At 70.6% G+C, this 17,940-nt stretch carries 14 protein-coding genes; 1 reads left to right on the top strand and 13 read right to left on the bottom strand.

The window, feature by feature from the left end:
• Window positions 1–14 precede the first annotated feature (14 nt).
• The 8 genes from ACSJDX_RS07365 to ACSJDX_RS07330 all read right to left on the bottom strand — a co-directional run bounded on the left by ACSJDX_RS07365 (window position 15) and on the right by ACSJDX_RS07330 (window position 8,711).
• A complete protein-coding gene (locus tag ACSJDX_RS07365; RefSeq protein ID WP_438354852.1) occupies window positions 15–1,280 on the bottom strand; it encodes an MSMEG_0569 family flavin-dependent oxidoreductase in 1,266 nt (421 codons plus the stop codon).
• Window positions 1,277–1,597, bottom strand: a complete 321-nt coding sequence (locus ACSJDX_RS07360) for an MSMEG_0570 family nitrogen starvation response protein (RefSeq protein ID WP_438354851.1) — start codon at window positions 1,595–1,597, stop codon at window positions 1,277–1,279. Before ACSJDX_RS07360 ends, ACSJDX_RS07365 begins: the two co-directional genes overlap by 4 nt.
• The gene (locus tag ACSJDX_RS07355; RefSeq protein WP_438354850.1) at window positions 1,590–2,471 is read right to left on the bottom strand and encodes a carbon-nitrogen hydrolase family protein; all 882 of its coding nucleotides are present in this window, start codon (window positions 2,469–2,471) and stop codon (window positions 1,590–1,592) included. Before ACSJDX_RS07355 ends, ACSJDX_RS07360 begins: the two co-directional genes overlap by 8 nt.
• 9 nt (window positions 2,472–2,480) lie before the next feature.
• A complete protein-coding gene (locus tag ACSJDX_RS07350; protein ID WP_438354849.1) occupies window positions 2,481–3,008 on the bottom strand; it encodes an MSMEG_0572/Sll0783 family nitrogen starvation response protein in 528 nt (175 codons plus the stop codon).
• A gap of 29 nt (window positions 3,009–3,037) precedes the next feature.
• Complete coding sequence (locus ACSJDX_RS07345; RefSeq protein WP_438354948.1) at window positions 3,038–4,465, bottom strand: MSMEG_0567/sll0787 family protein; 1,428 nt, start codon at window positions 4,463–4,465, stop codon at window positions 3,038–3,040.
• A gap of 5 nt (window positions 4,466–4,470) precedes the next feature.
• Entirely contained in the window at window positions 4,471–5,508 is a 1,038-nt protein-coding gene (locus ACSJDX_RS07340; RefSeq protein WP_438354848.1) for an MSMEG_0568 family radical SAM protein, read from the bottom strand.
• Between the two features lie 159 nt (window positions 5,509–5,667).
• Entirely contained in the window at window positions 5,668–7,284 is a 1,617-nt protein-coding gene (locus ACSJDX_RS07335) for an amidohydrolase (protein ID WP_438354847.1), read from the bottom strand.
• Complete coding sequence (locus ACSJDX_RS07330) at window positions 7,281–8,711, bottom strand: purine-cytosine permease family protein (protein WP_438354846.1); 1,431 nt, start codon at window positions 8,709–8,711, stop codon at window positions 7,281–7,283. Before ACSJDX_RS07330 ends, ACSJDX_RS07335 begins: the two co-directional genes overlap by 4 nt.
• An 83-nt stretch (window positions 8,712–8,794) precedes the next feature.
• Between ACSJDX_RS07330 and ACSJDX_RS07325 the strand changes: the two genes are divergently transcribed.
• Window positions 8,795–9,433, top strand: a complete 639-nt coding sequence (locus tag ACSJDX_RS07325; protein WP_438354845.1) for a TetR/AcrR family transcriptional regulator — start codon at window positions 8,795–8,797, stop codon at window positions 9,431–9,433.
• Window positions 9,434–9,646: 213 nt separating this feature from the next.
• On the opposite strand, the gene ACSJDX_RS07320 is transcribed toward ACSJDX_RS07325, so the two are convergent.
• From ACSJDX_RS07320 to ACSJDX_RS07300, 5 genes are all read right to left on the bottom strand, one after another.
• A complete protein-coding gene (locus ACSJDX_RS07320) occupies window positions 9,647–11,176 on the bottom strand; it encodes a multicopper oxidase family protein (protein WP_438354844.1) in 1,530 nt (509 codons plus the stop codon).
• Window positions 11,169–13,790 (bottom strand): heavy metal translocating P-type ATPase, encoded by a 2,622-nt coding sequence (locus ACSJDX_RS07315; protein WP_438354843.1) that lies wholly within the window; start codon window positions 13,788–13,790, stop codon window positions 11,169–11,171. The genes ACSJDX_RS07320 and ACSJDX_RS07315 overlap by 8 nt, the downstream gene beginning before the upstream one ends.
• Entirely contained in the window at window positions 13,787–16,240 is a 2,454-nt protein-coding gene (locus ACSJDX_RS07310; RefSeq protein WP_191009304.1) for a phosphoketolase family protein, read from the bottom strand. Before ACSJDX_RS07310 ends, ACSJDX_RS07315 begins: the two co-directional genes overlap by 4 nt.
• Window positions 16,241–16,298: 58 nt before the next feature.
• Window positions 16,299–17,159, bottom strand: coding sequence for a F510_1955 family glycosylhydrolase (locus ACSJDX_RS07305; protein ID WP_060959933.1), 861 nt, complete (start codon window positions 17,157–17,159; stop codon window positions 16,299–16,301).
• Window positions 17,160–17,276: 117 nt separating this feature from the next.
• Complete coding sequence (locus tag ACSJDX_RS07300) at window positions 17,277–17,891, bottom strand: DUF305 domain-containing protein (RefSeq protein ID WP_056207384.1); 615 nt, start codon at window positions 17,889–17,891, stop codon at window positions 17,277–17,279.
• Between the last annotated feature and the right edge of the window lie 49 nt (window positions 17,892–17,940).

Below are 17,940 nucleotides of genomic sequence, written 5' to 3'. Positions count from 1 at the left end.
AGAGTAGGGCGGGCTCAGCTCGCCAGGCGGGAGGCCGTGTCGGCACGGAGCGCGGCCATCGCCTCGCCCGCGACGTGCTCGGCGTCGGCGGCGACCGCGAGGAACCGGCCCGACCCCCACGTGTGCAGCCACGGCAGGCCGAGGAAGAGGAATCCCGGCACGGGAGAGACGCCACGCGTGTGGGCCGGCATCCCCTCGTCGTCGAACGCGTCCGGCGGCGCCCACGACCAGTCCGCCCGGAACCCGATCGACCATACGATCGCCGCGATGTCGTCGAAGTCGACGTGCGCGGGCTCGCGCTCGGGCGTCCACACCGGGGTGTAGCGCTCCTCGACGGGGGCGTGGATCCCCTCCCGCTCGATGTAGCGGTCGATGTCGTTCTTGATCGACTCGGCCACCGAGTCGGCGTAGTCGAGGTCGGCGGTGAGCGACGGTGCGAACGCGATGCCCGCGGCATCCGTCCCCGTCGCCCTCCCGTAGAGCTGCATGCCCTCGGTGGCGAACCGGCGCAGGTCGATGTCGCGGCCACCGTCGCGTCCGGTGACGTAGTGGTTGGTCGACTCGCGCTTGGCCAGGCCCCGGGTCGCGACCGAGATGTCGTACACGCCCATCTCGGCCAGCCACGTCATACAGTCCTTGCCGCGGTAGAAGCGGGCGACCCGCGGGGCGCGACCGAGCGCGAGGTGCACGCGGCGTCCCTCGAGGTGGAGGTCCTCGGCGATCTGCGTGCCCGACTGCCCGGTGCCGACGACGAGCACGTCGCCCGGGGGCAGCTGCGCCGCGTTTCGGTACTCGTGCGAGTGCACCTGGGCGATGCGATCCGGGATGCCGGCGGCCCAGGCCGGCGTGACGGGCACGTGATAGCCGCCCACCGCGGCGATCACGGCGTCGGCGGTCACGGTGCCGGCCGACGTCTCCACGACAAAGCCTCCTCCCTCGCGCTCGGCAACGCGCTCCACGCTCACGCCCTCGGCGACGGGCGCGTCGAACGCGTCGGCGAACCGGCGCACCCACGCGTACACCTCGTCGCGCTTCATGAAGCCGTCGGGGTCGGGCCCGTCGTAGGTGAACCCCGGGAGCCGGCACTGCCAGTTGGGGGTGACGAGGGTGAAGGCGTCCCACCGTCCGTCGCGCCACTCGTGCGCGACGGTGTCGCGCTCGAGCACGATGTGGTGGATGCCGCGGTCGACGAGGTGGCGGCTGGCCGAGAGCCCCGCCTGCCCGCCGCCCACGATGACGACCTCGTAGTGCGACTCCGGCTCGAGCGCGACGCGGATCATGCGCGCGCCTCCTCGATCGGGCGCGCCGCCGCGGGCAGGGGCGGCTCCATACGGAGCACCTCGACGACACCGGCGGGCGCGGCATCCGCGAGGCGGGCGATCTCCTCCTCCGATGCCATCGCCGAGGTGCACGCGAAGCCGAACTTCGCCTGCACGCGCGCGCTCGCCTCGCCGAGGGCGGCGCTCGTGCGCGCCACGAACTCGTCGACCGGGTACGTGCCGCCCACGGCGAGGTGGTCGTGCATCACGAGGCTCGGCGAGTAGTGCGACGTCTCGGCGCCGTCGGGCCAGCGCACCGCGAAGCGCATCTCAGGCATCGACCAGCACCTCCCGGGTGACGAGATCGGCCGCGTACGCGTCGGGACGGCGGTCGCGCAGGTGGAACATGCCGCCGCGCATCGCGCGGAACGACTCGTCCACGTCGATCTCGGCGATCGCGAGACCCGCGTCGAGCAGGGTCGTCGCCAGCACGTTGCCGCCCGGGTCGACGACCTTGGCGTTGGCGACGTAGCGCAGCGACCCGAACGTGCCCGACTGGTTCGACGCGATCCAGAACACCTGGTTGTCGAGCGCGCGGGCCGTGTCGAACAGGTTGTGCCGATAGGTCCAGCGGTCCTCCTGCAGGTTCTCGGCGGTCGCGGTGCGCGCGGCCGGCCACGCCGACAGGCTCACGATGATCTCGGCGCCGTCGAGGGCGAGCGAGCGCGCCGCCTCCGGGAAGGCCTTGTCGTAGCAGATCTGCAGTCCGATGCGCCCGACCGGGGTGTCGAACGCGCGGTACTCCGCTCCTGCCGCGTACGACATGTTCTCGCCGAGGGGCTGGTGCACCTTGCGGTACGAGCCGTAGATCGTCGTGCCGTCGAGGCATGCGGCGGCGTTGTAACGGGTCTCGCCGTCGTCGTCGAGTTCGCAGAACCCGATGCACACGACCAAGTCGCCGGCGATCTCCTGCACGCGCTTGAGCTCGGGCCCGTCGAGGTGGACCGCCGGGGGCAGCGAGCGCTGCGTCGTACGCACCGTGTCGCCGTGGTTTCCCAGCGACGACAGGTAGCCGCCGATCGCTGCCTCGGGGAACACCAGCAGCTGCACGCCGGCCTCGCGCGCCTGGGCGACGATGTCGGCGATGAGGGCGTAGTTCTCGTCGAGGTCGCGCGTGAAGTTCGCGGCGACCGCGGCGACGGTGACCGTCATCGGGGGCTCCTAGAGGTTGTAGGTGGAGTTGATGATCGCGCCCTTGCGCGCGTAGTGGATGAGCGCGTCCTGCACGTCGAGCGGGTGCGCGGGGATGACGCCCTCGATGAGGTCCTCCTCGCGCAGGCCGTGCAGCGCCATGCCGAAGCGGCAGGCGAAGACGGTGCCGCCTTCCTTGATGAACGTTTCGAGCGACCCGTTCATGTTGAGCTCGCCGGGGAAGCCGGCGTCGCCGGTCGTGGGGAAGCCGCGCGTGGCCATGCACGCGAGGGTGCCGGGGCCGTAGAAGTACATCGCCGACTCGAAGCCCTTCCGCAGGGCCCGGGTCGCCTGCAGGATCGCGACGAAGCTCACCGACGACTCGTGCGGGATGCCGTGCACGAGCGTGAAGTACGACTCGCCGTTCTCGGCCTGGTAGTCGGGGAAGATCTTCGTCGACCCGTACAGGTTGCTGCCCTTGGGCAGCGAGGGGTGCGGGATCTCGCCGAGGGACTTCTCGATGTTCGCCTGGATCTGGGCGTCGATGTCGTCGGTCATAGTGGGGCTCCTGTCGTTCGGTGGTGGGGTCATTCGGAGAGGGAAGGAGTGAGGGAGGATGCTGCGCCCAGTCCGGTCGCGGAGGGACCCGCGGCATCCGTCTCCACGCCGTCCGGCCAGCGCAGGCGCACGCCGGGTGCGGCCTCGAGCCGTCCGATCGCCGCGGTGGCGGCGGGGGCGGATGACATGCGCCCCCGGCCCGGGGCATCGGCGGTGAGCATGGCGAAGCCGGGGAAGCACGTGAGCCAGTCGCCGAACGCGACGCCGTCCGGAGCGGGGATCGCGTCGACGTCGATCGTGGCGCCGACGCCCGACGCCTCGGCGAGCATCGCGGCGGTGCCGACGATGCCGGCCATGCTGACGTCCTTCGCCGCGGCGGGTCGGGCCTCGCCGACGCTGCGCGCGAGGGCGCGCAGCTCGGCGCCCGCCGCCGTCGAGGTGGAGTCCCACTGGCGCCCCTCGAACCCGCGACGCCAGCCGCCGCGCAGGTCGGCCGTGAGCGACAGGTCGTGGCCGACCCGGCCCCCTCCGCCGGGAACGGGATGCCGCGTCCGGCCGAGGGCGGTGACGCTCAGCGACGGCGCGGTGCCCAGCTGGGTGTGACCGCCGAGCACAGGAACATCCCACGCGACGGCCGCGCTGCGCAAGCCGTTGAGGATGCGGCGCGCGAACGACGCCGTGGGCGCGGCGACGGCGTTCATGAGCCCGGCGGGCGCAGCGCCCATCGCCGTGAGGTCGTTGACGTTGACGAGCACGCCGCACCACCCCGCCCACTCGGGGTCGCGGGTGAGGAGGGCGGGAAGGATCGCGTCGCACGCGACCACGAGGTCGCTGCCGGGCACGGGGGCGCCGTCGTCGCCGACGTATCCGGCGCCGCCGAGGGAGGCCGCGGCATCCCCTCGGAACATCCCCACCACGTCGTCGAGCGGCCCCTTCGTCGCGGCGAGCAGCTGTGCGATGCGGTCGATCGGCCAGCGCATGCGCGTATGCGGCACGCCCGCGACATCCTGCGATCCCCACGCCGTCCAGCCGAGCCGCTCGAACAGGGCGACGTTCGCGTTCTGCACCGTGGCCTCGAAGCGCAGCACGCCCGCGGCGAGCGCCGTGCGACACGCTTCGCGCACGAGTGCCGGGCCGATGCCGCCGGCGTGACGGGCGGTGGATGCCACGACCAGGCGGCCGCCGGTCCACCAGCCGATGTCGCGGCCCTCGGTGGCCGGCGCGAGCCGCACACCGCCCAGCACCTCTCCGTCGTCGGTGCGGGCGACGAGCACGACGGTGCGCGGGTCGTCGTCGATCCGGTCGGCGTCGTCTCCGGAGAAGAGCCCCTGCTCGGCGACGAAGACGTCGCGGCGGATGCTCCGGTACGCCGCGAGCTGCGCGGCATCGGCCCGTTCGATCGTCCACCCGCGGGTGGCGTTCGCCGGGGTTCCGGTGAGCACCGACACGTCGAGCATGGCGATCACGCCCCCGCGGTCTTGAGCACGCCGCACGCGCCGCAGGCGGCGCATCCGGCCTTCTGGTCCTCGCCGCGCATGCCCGCGGCGGTGAGGAGGGCGGCGACCCGGGACGTGACGTCATGGAGGAGCGACGCGTCGGGCGAGGGCACGTGGTCGACGTCGGTGGCGAGCGTGCCCTGCAGCGGGCGGAACGGCACGACGAACGGATACACGCCCATGTCGATGAGCTCCTGCGCCCCCGCGACGAACTCGTCGGGATCCTCGCCGAGACCCACGAGCAGGTAGGTCGACACCTGGTTGTAGCCGAAGACGCGCACCGCCTCGCGCCACGCGGCACGGTATTCGTCCATCGACACGGTCGACTTCCCCGGCATCCAGCGTCGGCGCACGTCGTCGTCCATCGACTCGACGTGGATGCCGATCGAGCGGGCGCCCGCCTCGTACAGGTCGGTGATCGCGCGCAGGTCCGCGGGCGGCTCGCACTGCACCTGGATCTCGAGGTCGGGCACCGCCTCCTTCACGGCGCGCACGCAGCGGGCGAGGTGCTTGGCGCCGCGGTCCCAGCCGTTGGAGGTGCCGGTGGTCATCACCATCTGCGACACCCCGTCGAGCCGCCGGGCGGCCTCGGCGACCTCGGCGAGCATCGTGGGGGTCTTCACCGCGATCGTCGCTCCGGAGGCGAGGGATGCCTCGATCGCGCAGAACCGGCATCGCTCGCTCTCGTCGTACCGCACGCATGTCTGCACCACGGTCGTCGCGAGCACGTTCCGCCCGTGCAGCTTCGCGATCTTGTCGTACGCGACGCCTTCCGCGGTGACGAGGTCGTAGAACCGCGGACGGCGGACGGGCGCGACATCCATCCCCAGGTCCGCACCTCCGAGCGTCAGTCGCCCGTCGCGCACGACGTAGGGGCTGTCGGGGTTGAGCGGGATCGCCGCGTTGAGCCCGCCGACGACGAAGTGGCCGTCGTCGGATGGTCCCGCACCGCCCGTGCGGCGGACCGGAGCCTCGCTGCGCACGCCCAGAAGTGCGATGTTCACTCGGGTCGAAACCGTGTCTGCCGCCATGGGTCCAGTACAACCCCGGAGTCGTTTCCGGCTGGTCACCACCGGACTACGAGACTGTTTCGGCGCGAGAAGAGTGTGTTACCGGGATGCCGCGCGGAGGGCCGTGTGCGGCGGTTCTCGGATTCGGCCCGGTCACCCCCCGCGGCTCGCGCGATACCGGGACCGCCCGGCGACGATCGTCTCCACGACGCGCGCGGCCAGCAGAGAGGGCGGCCCCTCCGCGAACGGATCCGTGTCGAGCACCACGACGTCGGCCGCGAACCCGGGTGCGATGCGCCCCCGCCACCCGCCGTCACCGACCGACGCGGCAGCGTCGCGGGTGGCGTGGCCGAGCGCATGATCCAGCGGCAGGGCGAAGTGGGGATGCACGGCGGGGACGGACGGGTCGAGCGCCGAGGCACGGGTGGTGGCGACGTACATGTTCGCGAGGGCCTCGTACGGGGCGGTCGGAGCGTCGGTCGAGAAGGCCAGCAGCGCGCCGGCGTCCTCGTACTCGTGCCACGGGAAGGCGCGGTCCACGCGATGGTCGCCGAGCATCTCCGCCCAGTTCGCGAAGATGGCCGGGTCGGAGTGCACCGGCTGCATGGAGGCGGTCACCCCGAGCCGGGCCATCCGCTCGGCCGTTCCCGGCGCCGTGTACTCGAGGTGCTCGAGGCGGTGGAGGCGCGGGCGGTCCCCGTTCACGAGGTGAGCGTGTTCGATCGCGTCCAGGGCGGTGTCGCTCGCGAGATCCCCGATCGCGTGCAGGGCGATCTGCAGGCCGGCCGCGTCGGCCGCGGCGACGACGGGCTGGAGCTGCGCCGGCGGCCAGATGAGCTCGGCGTTCGACCCGTTCGCGTAGGGGTGGCGCATCGCGGCGGTGCACGCGTCGATGACCCCGTCGAGGATCAGCTTGATGCCCACCACGCGCAGCCACGGTGCGGAGGTCCGCGCCGACAGCTCGGCGGCGCGGGCGACCTGAGCGAGGTTCTGCTCGTCGTCGCCGGTGTTGTGGACGAGCCAGTGCGCGGCGACGCGGATCGGCAGCTCGCCGCCGTGGCGCTCCTGCGCCCGTTCGAGCGCGGCCCGGCCGAACTCGTCGAACGCCATGTCGACCGCTCCGGTGACCCCCGCGGTCAGGTACGCCGCGAGAATCCGCTCGACGTCCGCGTCGCGGTCGGCGTCCGTGGTCGACGCGTCCCGGTGCGCCCAGGCGTGCTGCACGGCCGCGGTCTCGTAGAGCATGCCGGTCGGCTCCCCCTCGTCGTCCCGTGCGATGGATCCGCCGAGCGGGTCGGGGGTGTCGCGGGTGATGCCGAGCTCGGCCAGTGCCGCGCTGTTCACCCAGCACGAGTGGTAGTCGTTGGCGTCGAGGTAGACCGGGATGTCGGCGACCGCGGCGTCGATGTCCGACCTGGTCGGTCGGCCGCCGGCGATGGAATCGAAGAGCCACCCGCGACCCCACAGCGCTCGCGCCTCCGGCGCAGCCGCCCGCGCGGCGCGCAGGCGCTCCTGGATCTCGGTCATGCTGCGCGCATCGGTGAGCGGCACCTGGGCGAGCGCCGCTCCCGCCATGAGCAGGTGGGTGTGCGCGTCGGTGAAGCCGGGCAGCACCAGTCGCCCGCCGAGATCCACGACCCGGTCGGCGGCGGGCGCGGCGGCGGACGGCCCGACGAACGTGATCGTGTCGTCGTCCACCGCGAACGCGTCCGCCCACGGGGATGCCGGGTCCGCCGTGAACACGCGGGCGTTGCGGTACAGCGTGCTCACGGGCGGCCTCCCTTCGCGAGAGGGGTGCGCAACAGGAGCGCGTAGATGCCACCGGCGACCAGCATCCCCGTCGGGACCGACAGGTCGACGGCGCCGAGCGCCTGTGCGATCGGCCCCGCCCAGACGGTCGTCGACAGGCACAGCGCCGTGACGACTCCGCCGGCCGCGAGCGCGGTCAGACCCGGGATGCTCCACCCGGCGCTGTACCAGAACCGGCCGCCGCGGCGGGTGTCGAACAGGTCCGCGCCGTCGTAGGCGCAGCGCCGGGCGACGACGTCGACGGCGAAGATGGCCATCGCGGGACTGGACACGATGACCAGGAACTGCAGCATGAGGTTGGCCGCCTCGAGGAGACTCGATGACAGCACCAGGTAGATCGTCAACGCGGTTCCCACGAGGCCCACGATGATGGCGGCGGGGATGCGGGAGAGCCGGAAGCCGATCGCCTGCAGCGCCATGCTCGAGGTGTACGCGGTCATCGCGTTGAGGGCGATCGTGTTGAGGATGACGCCGATCACGAGGATCGGGGCGAACCACGCCGGGAGGAGATCGAACAGGGCGACATCGATGCCGGCATCGAATGCGGCGGCGCCGAGGCCCGTCGCCATCAGCGCACCGACGGTCGTGAACACGATGAACGGCACGCCTCCGCCGAGCGCCGTCGCCGCGGCGATGTGCGCCGGCTTGGTCGAGCGCGGCAGGTAGCGGGCGATGTCGGGGCTGTTGATGAACGAGAGGGGCGTGGACGCCAGGATCGTGAAGCCGATGGTCATGGCCGACCAGGTGCCGAGCCCGTCCAGCGGAGCGGACGGGGTGTACTGCCAGTCGACCGTGGGGATCACGAACACCGCGACCACGACGAAGATGGCGAGGAGCACGGTCGCCATCACGGGGTAGATGCGCAGGATGAGCCCGTGACCGAAGATCGCCACGACGATCGTGATCGCCGAGACGACCACGGTGACGCCGATCGGCACCCAGATCGGATCGTCGAACCCGAGGCGGCGCAGCAGGTCGGCACCCATGAAGGCGGACGCGAGCCAGGTCAGCGACAGGAACACCGCCCCGATGAACCACCCGACGAACGCCACGAAGAGCTTGTTGCCGAGGATCCCGTACATCGCCCGGGTGATGACCGATCCGGATGTCCCCGCCGCCGGACCGCTCGCGGCGATCAGGCCGGGGAAGACCCAGAGCAGCGCTGCGGCGATGATGACGGCGACGGCCTGCCACAGCTCGAGCCCCAGCAGGATGAGCGTGGCGCCGACCGTGAGGTTCAGGATGCTCACACTCGGCGCCGCCCAGACGAAGAAGAGATCACGAGCGCGCCCGTGTCGTTCCCCCTCGTCGATCAGCTCGATTCCGCGCGTCTCGGGGCGGGTGGGGACGTCGACGTCCTCGTCGACGCGCGATGCAGGGTGGACCATGACGTTCCTCTCCGGCTGGGCTGCGATTTTATTGGTCACATGCCCAATGGACTGTTGGTCACACATTCAATAGGATGTCGGACATGGCGTCAAGAGGTGATTCGGGCAGGACACGCAAGCCGCCCGGAGAACGTCGCGAGGAGATCCTGTCGGCCGCCGCCGTGATCGCCATCGAACAGGGACTCGAACGGATCACCCTTCGCGCCGTCGCCGACCGGCTGGGCGTTCGCCCGGGACTCATCACGCACTACTTCCCCGCCGCCGAAGACCTCGTGGTCGAGGCCTTCGCCCGCGCCGCGATCGCCGAGCGCGAGCAGTTCTTCCCGTCGGACGGCTCACCCCTCGAGCGCATCGCGCACTTCGTCGGGCACGTCGAGGAGGGTCGGTCCCTGCCGCTCGCCCGCCTGTGGCTGAACGCACGCCACCTGTCCCGTTTCAGTCCCGCCCTCCAGCCCGTGCTGGAGGAGCAGGACGCCCTCGACCAGCAGCGGCTGGCGACGATGATCCGCGAGGGCGTGGCCTCGGGGGCCTTCGCCGATCTGGATGCCGACACCGCGAGCATCCGCATCCTCATCGCCGTCGACGGCGGCGGGTCGTACGTGAACAGCGTCGGCGACTACGGCAGTCCCGCGTACGCCCATTTCCTCGCGGATGCGACGGAGTGGATCCTCGGAATCCGCCCGGGCGCCCTGCGGACGCTCATCGACGCACGCGCAGGCTGACGCGCCCGGCCCCGCGGATCAGGCGTGTAGGTTCCCGGTCAAGGTGGCGGAGAACTCGGGGATTCCACGCTAATTGGCAGCAGTTTCGTCAGCAGGATTCCGCGCGAAATGGCAGATCCCTACATAAGAGTAGGAAGTCCACTTAGACTTGACGTCCGCCGCCGTCCGATCGCCCGCGCGATCATCCTCCCGTGCTGGGGATGAACGCGCGGTTCATGACTGGTATCCGAGCACCGTGGTCATGCCGGTCTCGGCGTGGTAGATGTTGTGGCAGTGCGCGACCCACTGGCCGGGGTTGTCGGCGTCGAAGTCGACTGTCAGGGTCTGGCCCGGGAGGATGATGGAGGTGTCCTTCCGGGGGCCGCCGTTCGCGTGCTGGTAGGTGTGGCCGTGCAGGTGGAACGGATGCCACATCTCGGTGTCATTGCGGATCCGCAACTGCACCCGCTCCCCCATACTGATCGCGTGCGCGTCCCGCAACGGGTCGTTCATGTCGAACCGGCGCCCATTGATCCCCCAGTCGTACGCCTCCATCCCCCCGGTCAGCGCGAGGTGCACGACCCGGTCGGGGGATGCCTGGTGCAGGGTGACGGAGGCGGTCGCGCTCAGTCCGGCAGCGGTGCCGACCCTGCCGGTGCCGAGCTCGGCGACGGGGACGTCGCTGGCCGGAGCCGTGCCAGCGGCGGTGCGAACGAGCGCGAACGCGCGATCCTGCTTGCCTTCCGCGTCGGCGACGACAGGGAACACCCCATCGTCCAGGGTGACCTGCAGGTCGTAGCGTTCGCCCATCCCGATCAGGACACTGTCGACCTCGACAGGATCCACCGGGAACCCGTCGGTGTGGGTGATCGTCAGGGTGTGGCCGCCGATCGCGAACCGGAACGCGGTGTCGCTGCCGGCGTTGATGACACGGATCCGCACCCGGGCACCAGGAGTGCCGGTGAATTGGGCGGGGTCGGCTTTGGGTTTGCCGTTGATGAGGTAGTGCGGGTAGTAGACGTCGCCGGCGTCGCCGCCGAGCAGGTCGGAGGTGGCGCCCATCAGCAGGTTCCCCATCCGCATGAACATGTCGCCCATCCCGCCCATGTCTCCCATGCCCTTCGAGAGGTCGGTGAGGACCTGGTCCGGGGTGGCGGTGACGCCGTCGAGCCAGTCGTCGAGGATCAGCACCCATTCGTCGTCCCACGTCACCTTCTCGTCCGGGTCGTCGATGATGAGCGCACCGTAGAGGCCGTGGTCCAGTTGCGGGCCGACGTGGGGGTGGAACCAGTAGGTGCCCGGATGCGGGGTGACGAACTCGTATGCGAACTGTCCGCCCGGGGCGATGGGGGCTTGGGTTACCGGAGGGACCCCATCCATGTCGTTGCGGAGGGCGAGTCCGTGCCAGTGCACGGAGGTGTCCGCGTCGAGCTGGTTGCGGACGGTCGCTTTCAGCGTGTCGCCTGCGGTGAGCCGGATTACGGGGGCGGGGATACCTCCGAACGCCCAGGTGGCGGCGGAGGTACCGGCCAGGTCGAGCGTGGTGGGGGCGGCGGTGAGGTCGACGGTGGTGACTCGGCCGGTGCCGCCGCGGTTCTTCTCCGTGCCGGACACCGCTGCGCCGGTGGGTGTCACCCATTGCGGCGCGGGGGTGCAGGAGGCGAGCACGGCTGCCGCGACGGCGCCCAGTCCGAGTCCGAGCACACCTCGTCGGGTCAGCAGCATCGGGGAGGACGGTGTGGGAGAGAGCGGACGGTCAGGCATGTTCGGGCTCCTTCTGCATGGTCGTCGCAGCGGGCGCCTGGGCGGGCAGGCGGAGCCGCTTGAGGAGGAGGGCGTTGACGGCGACGATCACGGAGGAACCGGACATCGACAGGGCGGCGATCTCCGGGGACAGCATGATCCCGAACGCCGGGTAGAACACGCCGGCGGCGATGGGGAGGGCGGCGGCGTTGTATCCGATGGCCCAGCCCAGGTTCTGCCGCATCTTTCGCAGTGTGCCCTTGCCGATCTTGAGTGCGATCGCAACATCGAGCGGGTCCGAGCGCATCAGGACCACGTCGGCGGTCTCGATGGCGACGTCGGTGCCGGCGCCGATCGCGATGCCGAGGTCGGCCTGGGCGAGGGCGGGTGCGTCGTTGACGCCGTCGCCGACCATCGCGACCTTCTTGCCCGTCTTCTGCAGCTCGGCGACCTTCGCGGACTTGTCCTCGGGGAGCACATCCGCGATCACGGTGTCGATGCCGAGGAGAGCGGCGATCCGGTCGGCGGTGGGCTTGTTGTCCCCGGTGAGCATTGCGACCTCGACGCCCTGCTCGTGGAGAGCGTCGATCGCGGTCTTCGCGGTGTCCCGGGGTGCGTCGGCGAGACCGATGATCCCGGCGACTTGCCCGTCCACGGCGAACAGGATCGCGGTGCGGCCGGACCCAGCCAGGTCCTGCTGAGCGGCCTGCACCCCGCTGATGTCGATCCCCTCCCCGGTGAGAAGGCGCGGGTTGCCGAGGACGACCTGTCGACCGTCGACGGTGGCGATCGCGCCCTGCCCGGTGACGTTTCGGAACGCGGTCGCGGTGCGACGGGGGATGTCGCGGGCGTCGGCGTAATTCACGATCGCTTTCGCCAGAGGATGCTCGGATTCCCGCTCCAACGCGACCGCGAGGGAGAGAGTCTCGAGGTCGTCGCCGCCGACGGGGATGTAGTCGGTGACCTCCGGCTCCCCCTTGGTGAGGGTGCCGGTCTTGTCAAACACGACCGTGTCGATGCGGGCGGCGGTTTCGATCCCGGATGCGTTCTTGAACAACACGCCCCGTTTCGCGCCGAGCCCGGTGCCGACCATGATCGCGGTCGGCGTCGCCAATCCGAGGGCGTCGGGGCAGGTGATGACGACGACGGTGATGGCGAACAGGATCGCCATCGGGATTGCAGCGCCGGCGAGCAGCCACACCAGGAAGGTGAGGGTGCCGCCGATCAGGGCGACCAGGACCAGCCAGAACGCTGCCCGGTCGGCGAGGCGCTGCCCGGGGGCTTTGGAGTTCTGCGCCTCTTGCACGAGCTTCACGATCTGCGCCAACGCCGTGTCCGAGCCGACTTTGGTGGCTGTGACGCGGAGGGTGCCGACGGTGTTCACGGTCGCTCCGATCACCTCCGACCCGGGCGCTTTGTCCACCGGCATGGACTCGCCGGTGACCATCGACTCGTCCACCTCGGACTCTCCGGATTCCACGACACCGTCGGTGGGGATCTTGGCCCCCGGCCGCACCAGCATCAGATCCCCCGGGACGACCTCGCTGGTGGGGATCTCGACCTCCTGCCCGTCACGGATCACGACCGCCTGCGAGGGTGCGAGCTCCAGGAGGGTGCGGATGGCGTCGTTCGCGCCGCCGCGGGCGCGCATCTCCACCCAATGCCCCAGCAGCACGAAGGTGGCAAGCACCGTGGCGGCTTCGTAGAACACTTCACCGCCGCCGGTGAGGGTGACCGCGAGGGAGTACAGCCAGCCGGCGCCGACACCGACTGCGACGAGCACCATCATGTCGAGGGTCTTCGCGCGCAGCGCCCGGTAGGCGCCGTCGAAGAAGATCCACGCCGAGTAGAAGATCACCGGCAGCGACAGGATCAGCATGAACACGTCATCGCGCAGCCCGAACGGTGCCGGCACCTCGAATCCGATCACCTCCCGCCCGATCGGAGACCACAGGGTGATCGGGATCGACAGGATCAGCGCGACCAGGAACCGGTTGCGCATGTCGCGGATCATCGCGTCCATCGACATCCCGCCGTGATGCCCACCGTGGCCCATCATCTCCTGCGCACTGTGACCCGACGCTGCACCATGATCGTGCCCACCCGCGGCCGCGGTGTGACCGGCGTGCTCGACGTGGTGACCGGCATGCTCACCGTCATCCGCCGTCGCCGACGGGGCGTGCGTGTGGTCGTGGCCAGCGGCGTGGTCGTGGACGGGGTCGTCGTGATAGCCCGCAGGACCCTTATGGCCCGCGTGGCTGGCGTGACCCGTGGCATCCGTGTGGCCCTCGTGCGCGTCGTGACTCGCGTGCGGTTCTTGTGCGCCCTCAGCTGCGGGGCCGTGGTGGGCGCTGTGGTCGTGCGCACCCTCGTCGTGCGGGTCGTGCGCGGGGTCGCAGATATGGTCGGGGACGGACTGGCCGGCGCAGTGATACCCGCAGTCGATGACCCATTGCTGGAGGTGGGCGACCGAGGTGGTCTCGGGGTCGTAGGTGACGGTCGCGGTCTGTGAGACCGGGTTCGCGTCCACGGCGATCACTCCGGGTTGTCGGCTCAGGTGGGCTTCGGTGACGTTCTTGGAGGTCGCGCGGATCATGCCGCTGACCTGCAGGGTCACGGTTCTGGTGTCGCTCATTTCGGTTCCTTCCCGAGGGTGGGGTCGGTGGTGTCGGGGTGGGGCCATTGCCAGTCGGCGACGGCGGGGATGTCGGTGCCGTGCTCGCGGGTGTGGGCGCGGGCGTGCAGGCGGGCGTCCTGCAGCTCCTGCCGCAGGCCGGCGTGGCGGGCGGCGAGGCCCGGGACGTGGTCGAGGACGTCGATCGCGAGCCGGTACCGGTCGAGGTCGTTGAGCATGACCATGTCGAACGGGGTCGTGGTGGTGCCGCGCTCCTGGAAGCCGTGCACGTGCAGGTTCTGGTGCCCGGCGCGCTTGTAGGTGAGTCGGTGGATCAGCCACGGGTAGCCGTGGTAGGCGAAGATCACCGGCTTGTCGGGAGTGAAGATCGCATCGAACTCCCGGTCCGGGAGACCGTGCGGGTGCTGGTCCTCGGATTGCAGCCGGGTCAGGTCGACCACGTTCACCACCCGCACTCTCAGGTCGGGGATGTGCTCGCGCAGCAGCGCCGCCGCGGCGAGGGTCTCGAGGGTGGGGACGTCGCCGGCGGCGGCGAGCACCACATCCGGCTCGGTGCCTTCGGTTTCGGTGCCCGCCCACGGCAGGATCCCGAGCCCGCGGGTGCAGTGCTCGATCGCCTCGTCCATCGTCAGCCACTGCGGGGCGGGCTGCTTCCCGGCGACGACGACGTTGATGTACCCGGCCGAGCGCAGGCAGTGGTCGTAGGTGGACAGCAGCGTGTTCGCGTCGAACGGCAGGTAGACGCGGACGATGTCGGGGCTCTTGTTCAGGGCGAGGTCGATGAACCCGGGGTCCTGGTGAGAGAACCCGTTGTGGTCCTGCCGCCAGACGTGGCTGGAGAGCAGGTAGTTGAAGCTCGGGATCGGGTCCCGCCACGACACCTCCCGGGCCGCTTCGAGCCATTTGGCGTGCTGGTTGAACATCGAGTCGACGATGTGGGTGAACGCCTCGTAGCAGTTGAACAGCCCATGCCGGCCGGTAAGGACGTAGCCCTCGAGCCAGCCCTGGCACTGGTGCTCGCTGAGCACCTCCATCACCCGCCCAGTCGGGGCCAGGTGCTCGTCGACGGGCTCCACGGCCGCGTTCCACTGCTTGCCGGTGGCCTGGTAGACGGGTGGGGCGAGCCGGTTGGAGGCGGTCTCGTCCGGGCCGAAGATGCGGAAGTTGTCCGGGTTGTCCCGGATCACCCCCGCCAGCCACTCGCCCAGCACGCGGGTCGCTTCCCCGGTTCCCGCACCCCGCTCGGCCGGGTCGACCGGCTGCGCGTGCTTGTGGAAGTCCGGGAGCCGCAGCGGGACGGTGAGTTGTCCGCCGTTGCCGGCCGGGTTCGCGCTCATCCGCCGATCCCCGTCCGGGGCGATCGCGACCGTGGCCGGGCGGGGGGCGCCGGTCACGTCGAACAGCTCGTGCGGGCGGTAGGACGCCAGCCAGTCCTCGAGGATCCGCAGGTGCTCGGGATTGTCGCGGACCTCGGCGAGCGGCACCTGGTGTGCCCGCCAGGTGCCCTCCACCGGCAGACCGTCGATGATCTTCGGGCAGGTCCACCCCTTCGGGCTGCGCAGCACGATCGCCGGCCACGCCGGCCGCCCCTCCAGCGTCCCGGCCGCCGCGGCGGCCTTGATGTCCGCGATCTCATCCAGCACCGCATCCAGGACCGCCGCGAACGTCGCGTGGGACTCCTGCGGGGTCTCGCCATCGAAGCCGACCGTGACGACGTGGGGGTGATGGCCGTAGCCGCGCAGCAGCGCGACCAGCTCTTCCTCGGGGATGCGGGACAGCACGGTCGGGTTGGCGATCTTGTACCCGTTCAGATGCAGGATCGGCAGCACCACCCCGTCATGGGCGGGGTTGAGGAACTTGTTGCCGTGCCACGCGGTCGCCAGCGGCCCGGTCTCCGCCTCCCCGTCACCGATCACGCAGGCGACCAGCAGGTCGGGGTTGTCGAACGCGGCCCCGTAGGCGTGCACGAGGGAGTAGCCCAGCTCCCCGCCCTCGTTGATCGACCCGGGCGTTTCCGGGGACGCGTGCGAGGGGATCCCGCCCGGGAAGGAGAACTGCCGGAACAGCGCCCGCAGCCCCTCTTCGGTGCGGTCGATGCCCGGGTAGCGTTCGGTGTAGGTGCCGTCGAGGTAGGCGTTGGCGACCATGCCGGGTCCGCCGTGCCCGGGCCCGGTCACGTACAGGGTGTTCAGGTCGCGGTCGCGGATGGCGCGGTTCAGGTGGGCGTAGAGGAAGTTCAGGCCCGGGGTGGTGCCCCAATGCCCCAGCAGCCGCGGCTTGATGTCGTCCCGGCTGAGGCGGTGGCGCAGCAGCGGGTTACCCTGCAGGTAGATCTGCCCGATGCTCAGATAGTTCGCCGCCCGCCACCACGCATCCACCGCCGCCAACTGCTCGGCGGTGGCATCAGTGGTGCGGTGCGCCCACGCGGGGGGTGCCGGTGTGGGGGTCATGGTCGGTCTCCTTCCGATCCGCGACCGCTCGGGTCGCGCCAGGTGCGAATGACGGTGGTCATGGTGTTGCCGCCGGGATGAGAACGGTGGCGGTGGTGTCGCGGATCCAGACCACGCCGCGGTCATCGACCAGGACGATCGCACCGTCCCCGGTGACCCCGAGGGCTTGGACGGTTCCCGTGGTGGTGCCGACGTTCTCCCAGCCGGTGCCGACTAGGCGTCGCAACGTCCCGTCGGTGTCCACTCCGACCACCCCACCGGTTGGGTCGGTCTCCACCAGGTACAGCACTGGCGCGTCCGGCGCCGGGGTGAAGGTGGCGCCACCGTCGGTGCTGTGCTGCAGCCCGTCCTGGGTGGCGGCGTACAGGGTGCCGTCGGTCGCGGCGGCCAGGTCGACGGCGGGCAGCTCGGCACCGTCCGCCCAACTCTGCCCGCCGTCGCTGCTGGTGCGCAGCAGCAGCCGGGAGGATCCGATCCCGTACAGGGTGCCGTCGCCGGTGACGGTGAGGACGTGGAAGTCCTCTTCCCCGGTGAACGCGACCGGTTCCCACGAGGCGCCGGCGTCGAGGCTGCGGATGATGCCGAGGTTGGGGGCGCCGAGCTCCGCCGGGGTGGACGGGCCGGGGTGCCCGGACGCGTAGAGGGTGTCACCGGTAGCGGTCAGTCCCATCGCGTCCAGGTCGATGCCACCGACCGGGCCGGTGACGGTGCCGTCCTCGCCCAGCGTGTACAGGCCGGTGTGGGTGCCCAGCAGCACGGTGCTGTCACCGGCGTCGACGATGCCGTGCACATGCCCGAACCCGGCCGCGGTGCCCGCGGGGGCATCGGGCTCCGCAGGGGTGGTGCTGCAGCCCGTGAGCAGCAGCGCGACGGTGACGGTGGCCGTGATCGCCAGTCTGCGGGTGGTGGGAGAGATCATGAACGGAGGTCCTTTCCGTGCGGGTACGCCGGATACCGGTGACCGCACAGGGGTCGAGGGTGGGGCCTCGGACGGGACCGGCATCGGGAGCGCGGGTCCCGTCCGAGGGGTACCGGGTCAGAGGCTGGCGAGGATGTCCTGCATCGTGGTGATCTCGGCGGTCTGCCCGTCGATGATCTGCTGCGCGAGGGCGGCCACGTCCGGGTTCTGTCCGTCGGTGAGCACCGACTGCGCCATCGTCACGGCGCCCTGGTGGTGAGCGATCATGCCGTTCAGGAACAGGCGGGTCGCCTCGACCCCGGTCGCGGCATCCAGAGCGGCCATGTCGTCCTCCGACATCATCCCGCCGCCCATGTCCATGCCGTCCATCCCGGACATGGAGTCGTCGTACGGGACGCCCCACTCCTCCAGCCAGCCCTTCATGGTCTGGATCTCCGGGTCCTGTGCGGCCTTGATCTGCTCGGCGAGGGAGACGACTCGCTCGTCGATGCCGTCTTTCGCGAGGATCTGATCGGCCATCTCGATGGCCTGCTGGTGGTGCGGGATCATCATGGTCACGAACATCTCGTCCGCGGCGTTGAACGCGGCGGCGGACTGGGAGGGGGCGGTGCTGGTCATCCCCCCGGGTCCGTGGTCCATGCCGGGCATGGTGCCGTCGGTGGGGGCGCAGCCGGCGAGCACGAGCACGGTGGCCAGGGCGCCGGCGGTCAGCGTGAGAGTACGAAAACGCATCAGGGGTGTCCTTGTCTATTCAGTCGGTGAGGGTCTGATTCAGTGCCCG

The organism is Microbacterium fluminis, assembly GCF_051549805.1.
In the GTDB taxonomy this organism is placed as follows: domain Bacteria; phylum Actinomycetota; class Actinomycetes; order Actinomycetales; family Microbacteriaceae; genus Microbacterium.
This window is presented reverse-complemented; position numbering and strand designations above follow the sequence as displayed.

What these genes read in the sequence shown, in the direction of transcription:
- ACSJDX_RS07315 (WP_438354843.1), bottom strand. Translation starts at nt 13,790, where the DNA reads ATGAGCGACACCAGAACCGTGACCCTGCAGGTCAGCGGCATGATCCGC.
- ACSJDX_RS07360 (WP_438354851.1), bottom strand. Translation starts at nt 1,597, where the DNA reads ATGCCTGAGATGCGCTTCGCGGTGCGCTGGCCCGACGGCGCCGAGACG.
- ACSJDX_RS07350 (WP_438354849.1), bottom strand. Translation starts at nt 3,008, where the DNA reads ATGACCGACGACATCGACGCCCAGATCCAGGCGAACATCGAGAAGTCC.
- ACSJDX_RS07300 (WP_056207384.1), bottom strand. Translation starts at nt 17,891, where the DNA reads ATGCGTTTTCGTACTCTCACGCTGACCGCCGGCGCCCTGGCCACCGTG.
- ACSJDX_RS07345 (WP_438354948.1), bottom strand. Translation starts at nt 4,465, where the DNA reads ATGCTCGACGTGTCGGTGCTCACCGGAACCCCGGCGAACGCCACCCGC.
- ACSJDX_RS07355 (WP_438354850.1), bottom strand. Translation starts at nt 2,471, where the DNA reads ATGACGGTCACCGTCGCCGCGGTCGCCGCGAACTTCACGCGCGACCTC.
- ACSJDX_RS07330 (WP_438354846.1), bottom strand. Translation starts at nt 8,711, where the DNA reads ATGGTCCACCCTGCATCGCGCGTCGACGAGGACGTCGACGTCCCCACC.
- ACSJDX_RS07305 (WP_060959933.1), bottom strand. Translation starts at nt 17,159, where the DNA reads ATGATCTCTCCCACCACCCGCAGACTGGCGATCACGGCCACCGTCACC.
- ACSJDX_RS07325 (WP_438354845.1), top strand. Translation starts at nt 8,795, where the DNA reads ATGGCGTCAAGAGGTGATTCGGGCAGGACACGCAAGCCGCCCGGAGAA.
- ACSJDX_RS07310 (WP_191009304.1), bottom strand. Translation starts at nt 16,240, where the DNA reads ATGACCCCCACACCGGCACCCCCCGCGTGGGCGCACCGCACCACTGAT.
- ACSJDX_RS07365 (WP_438354852.1), bottom strand. Translation starts at nt 1,280, where the DNA reads ATGATCCGCGTCGCGCTCGAGCCGGAGTCGCACTACGAGGTCGTCATC.
- ACSJDX_RS07320 (WP_438354844.1), bottom strand. Translation starts at nt 11,176, where the DNA reads ATGCCTGACCGTCCGCTCTCTCCCACACCGTCCTCCCCGATGCTGCTG.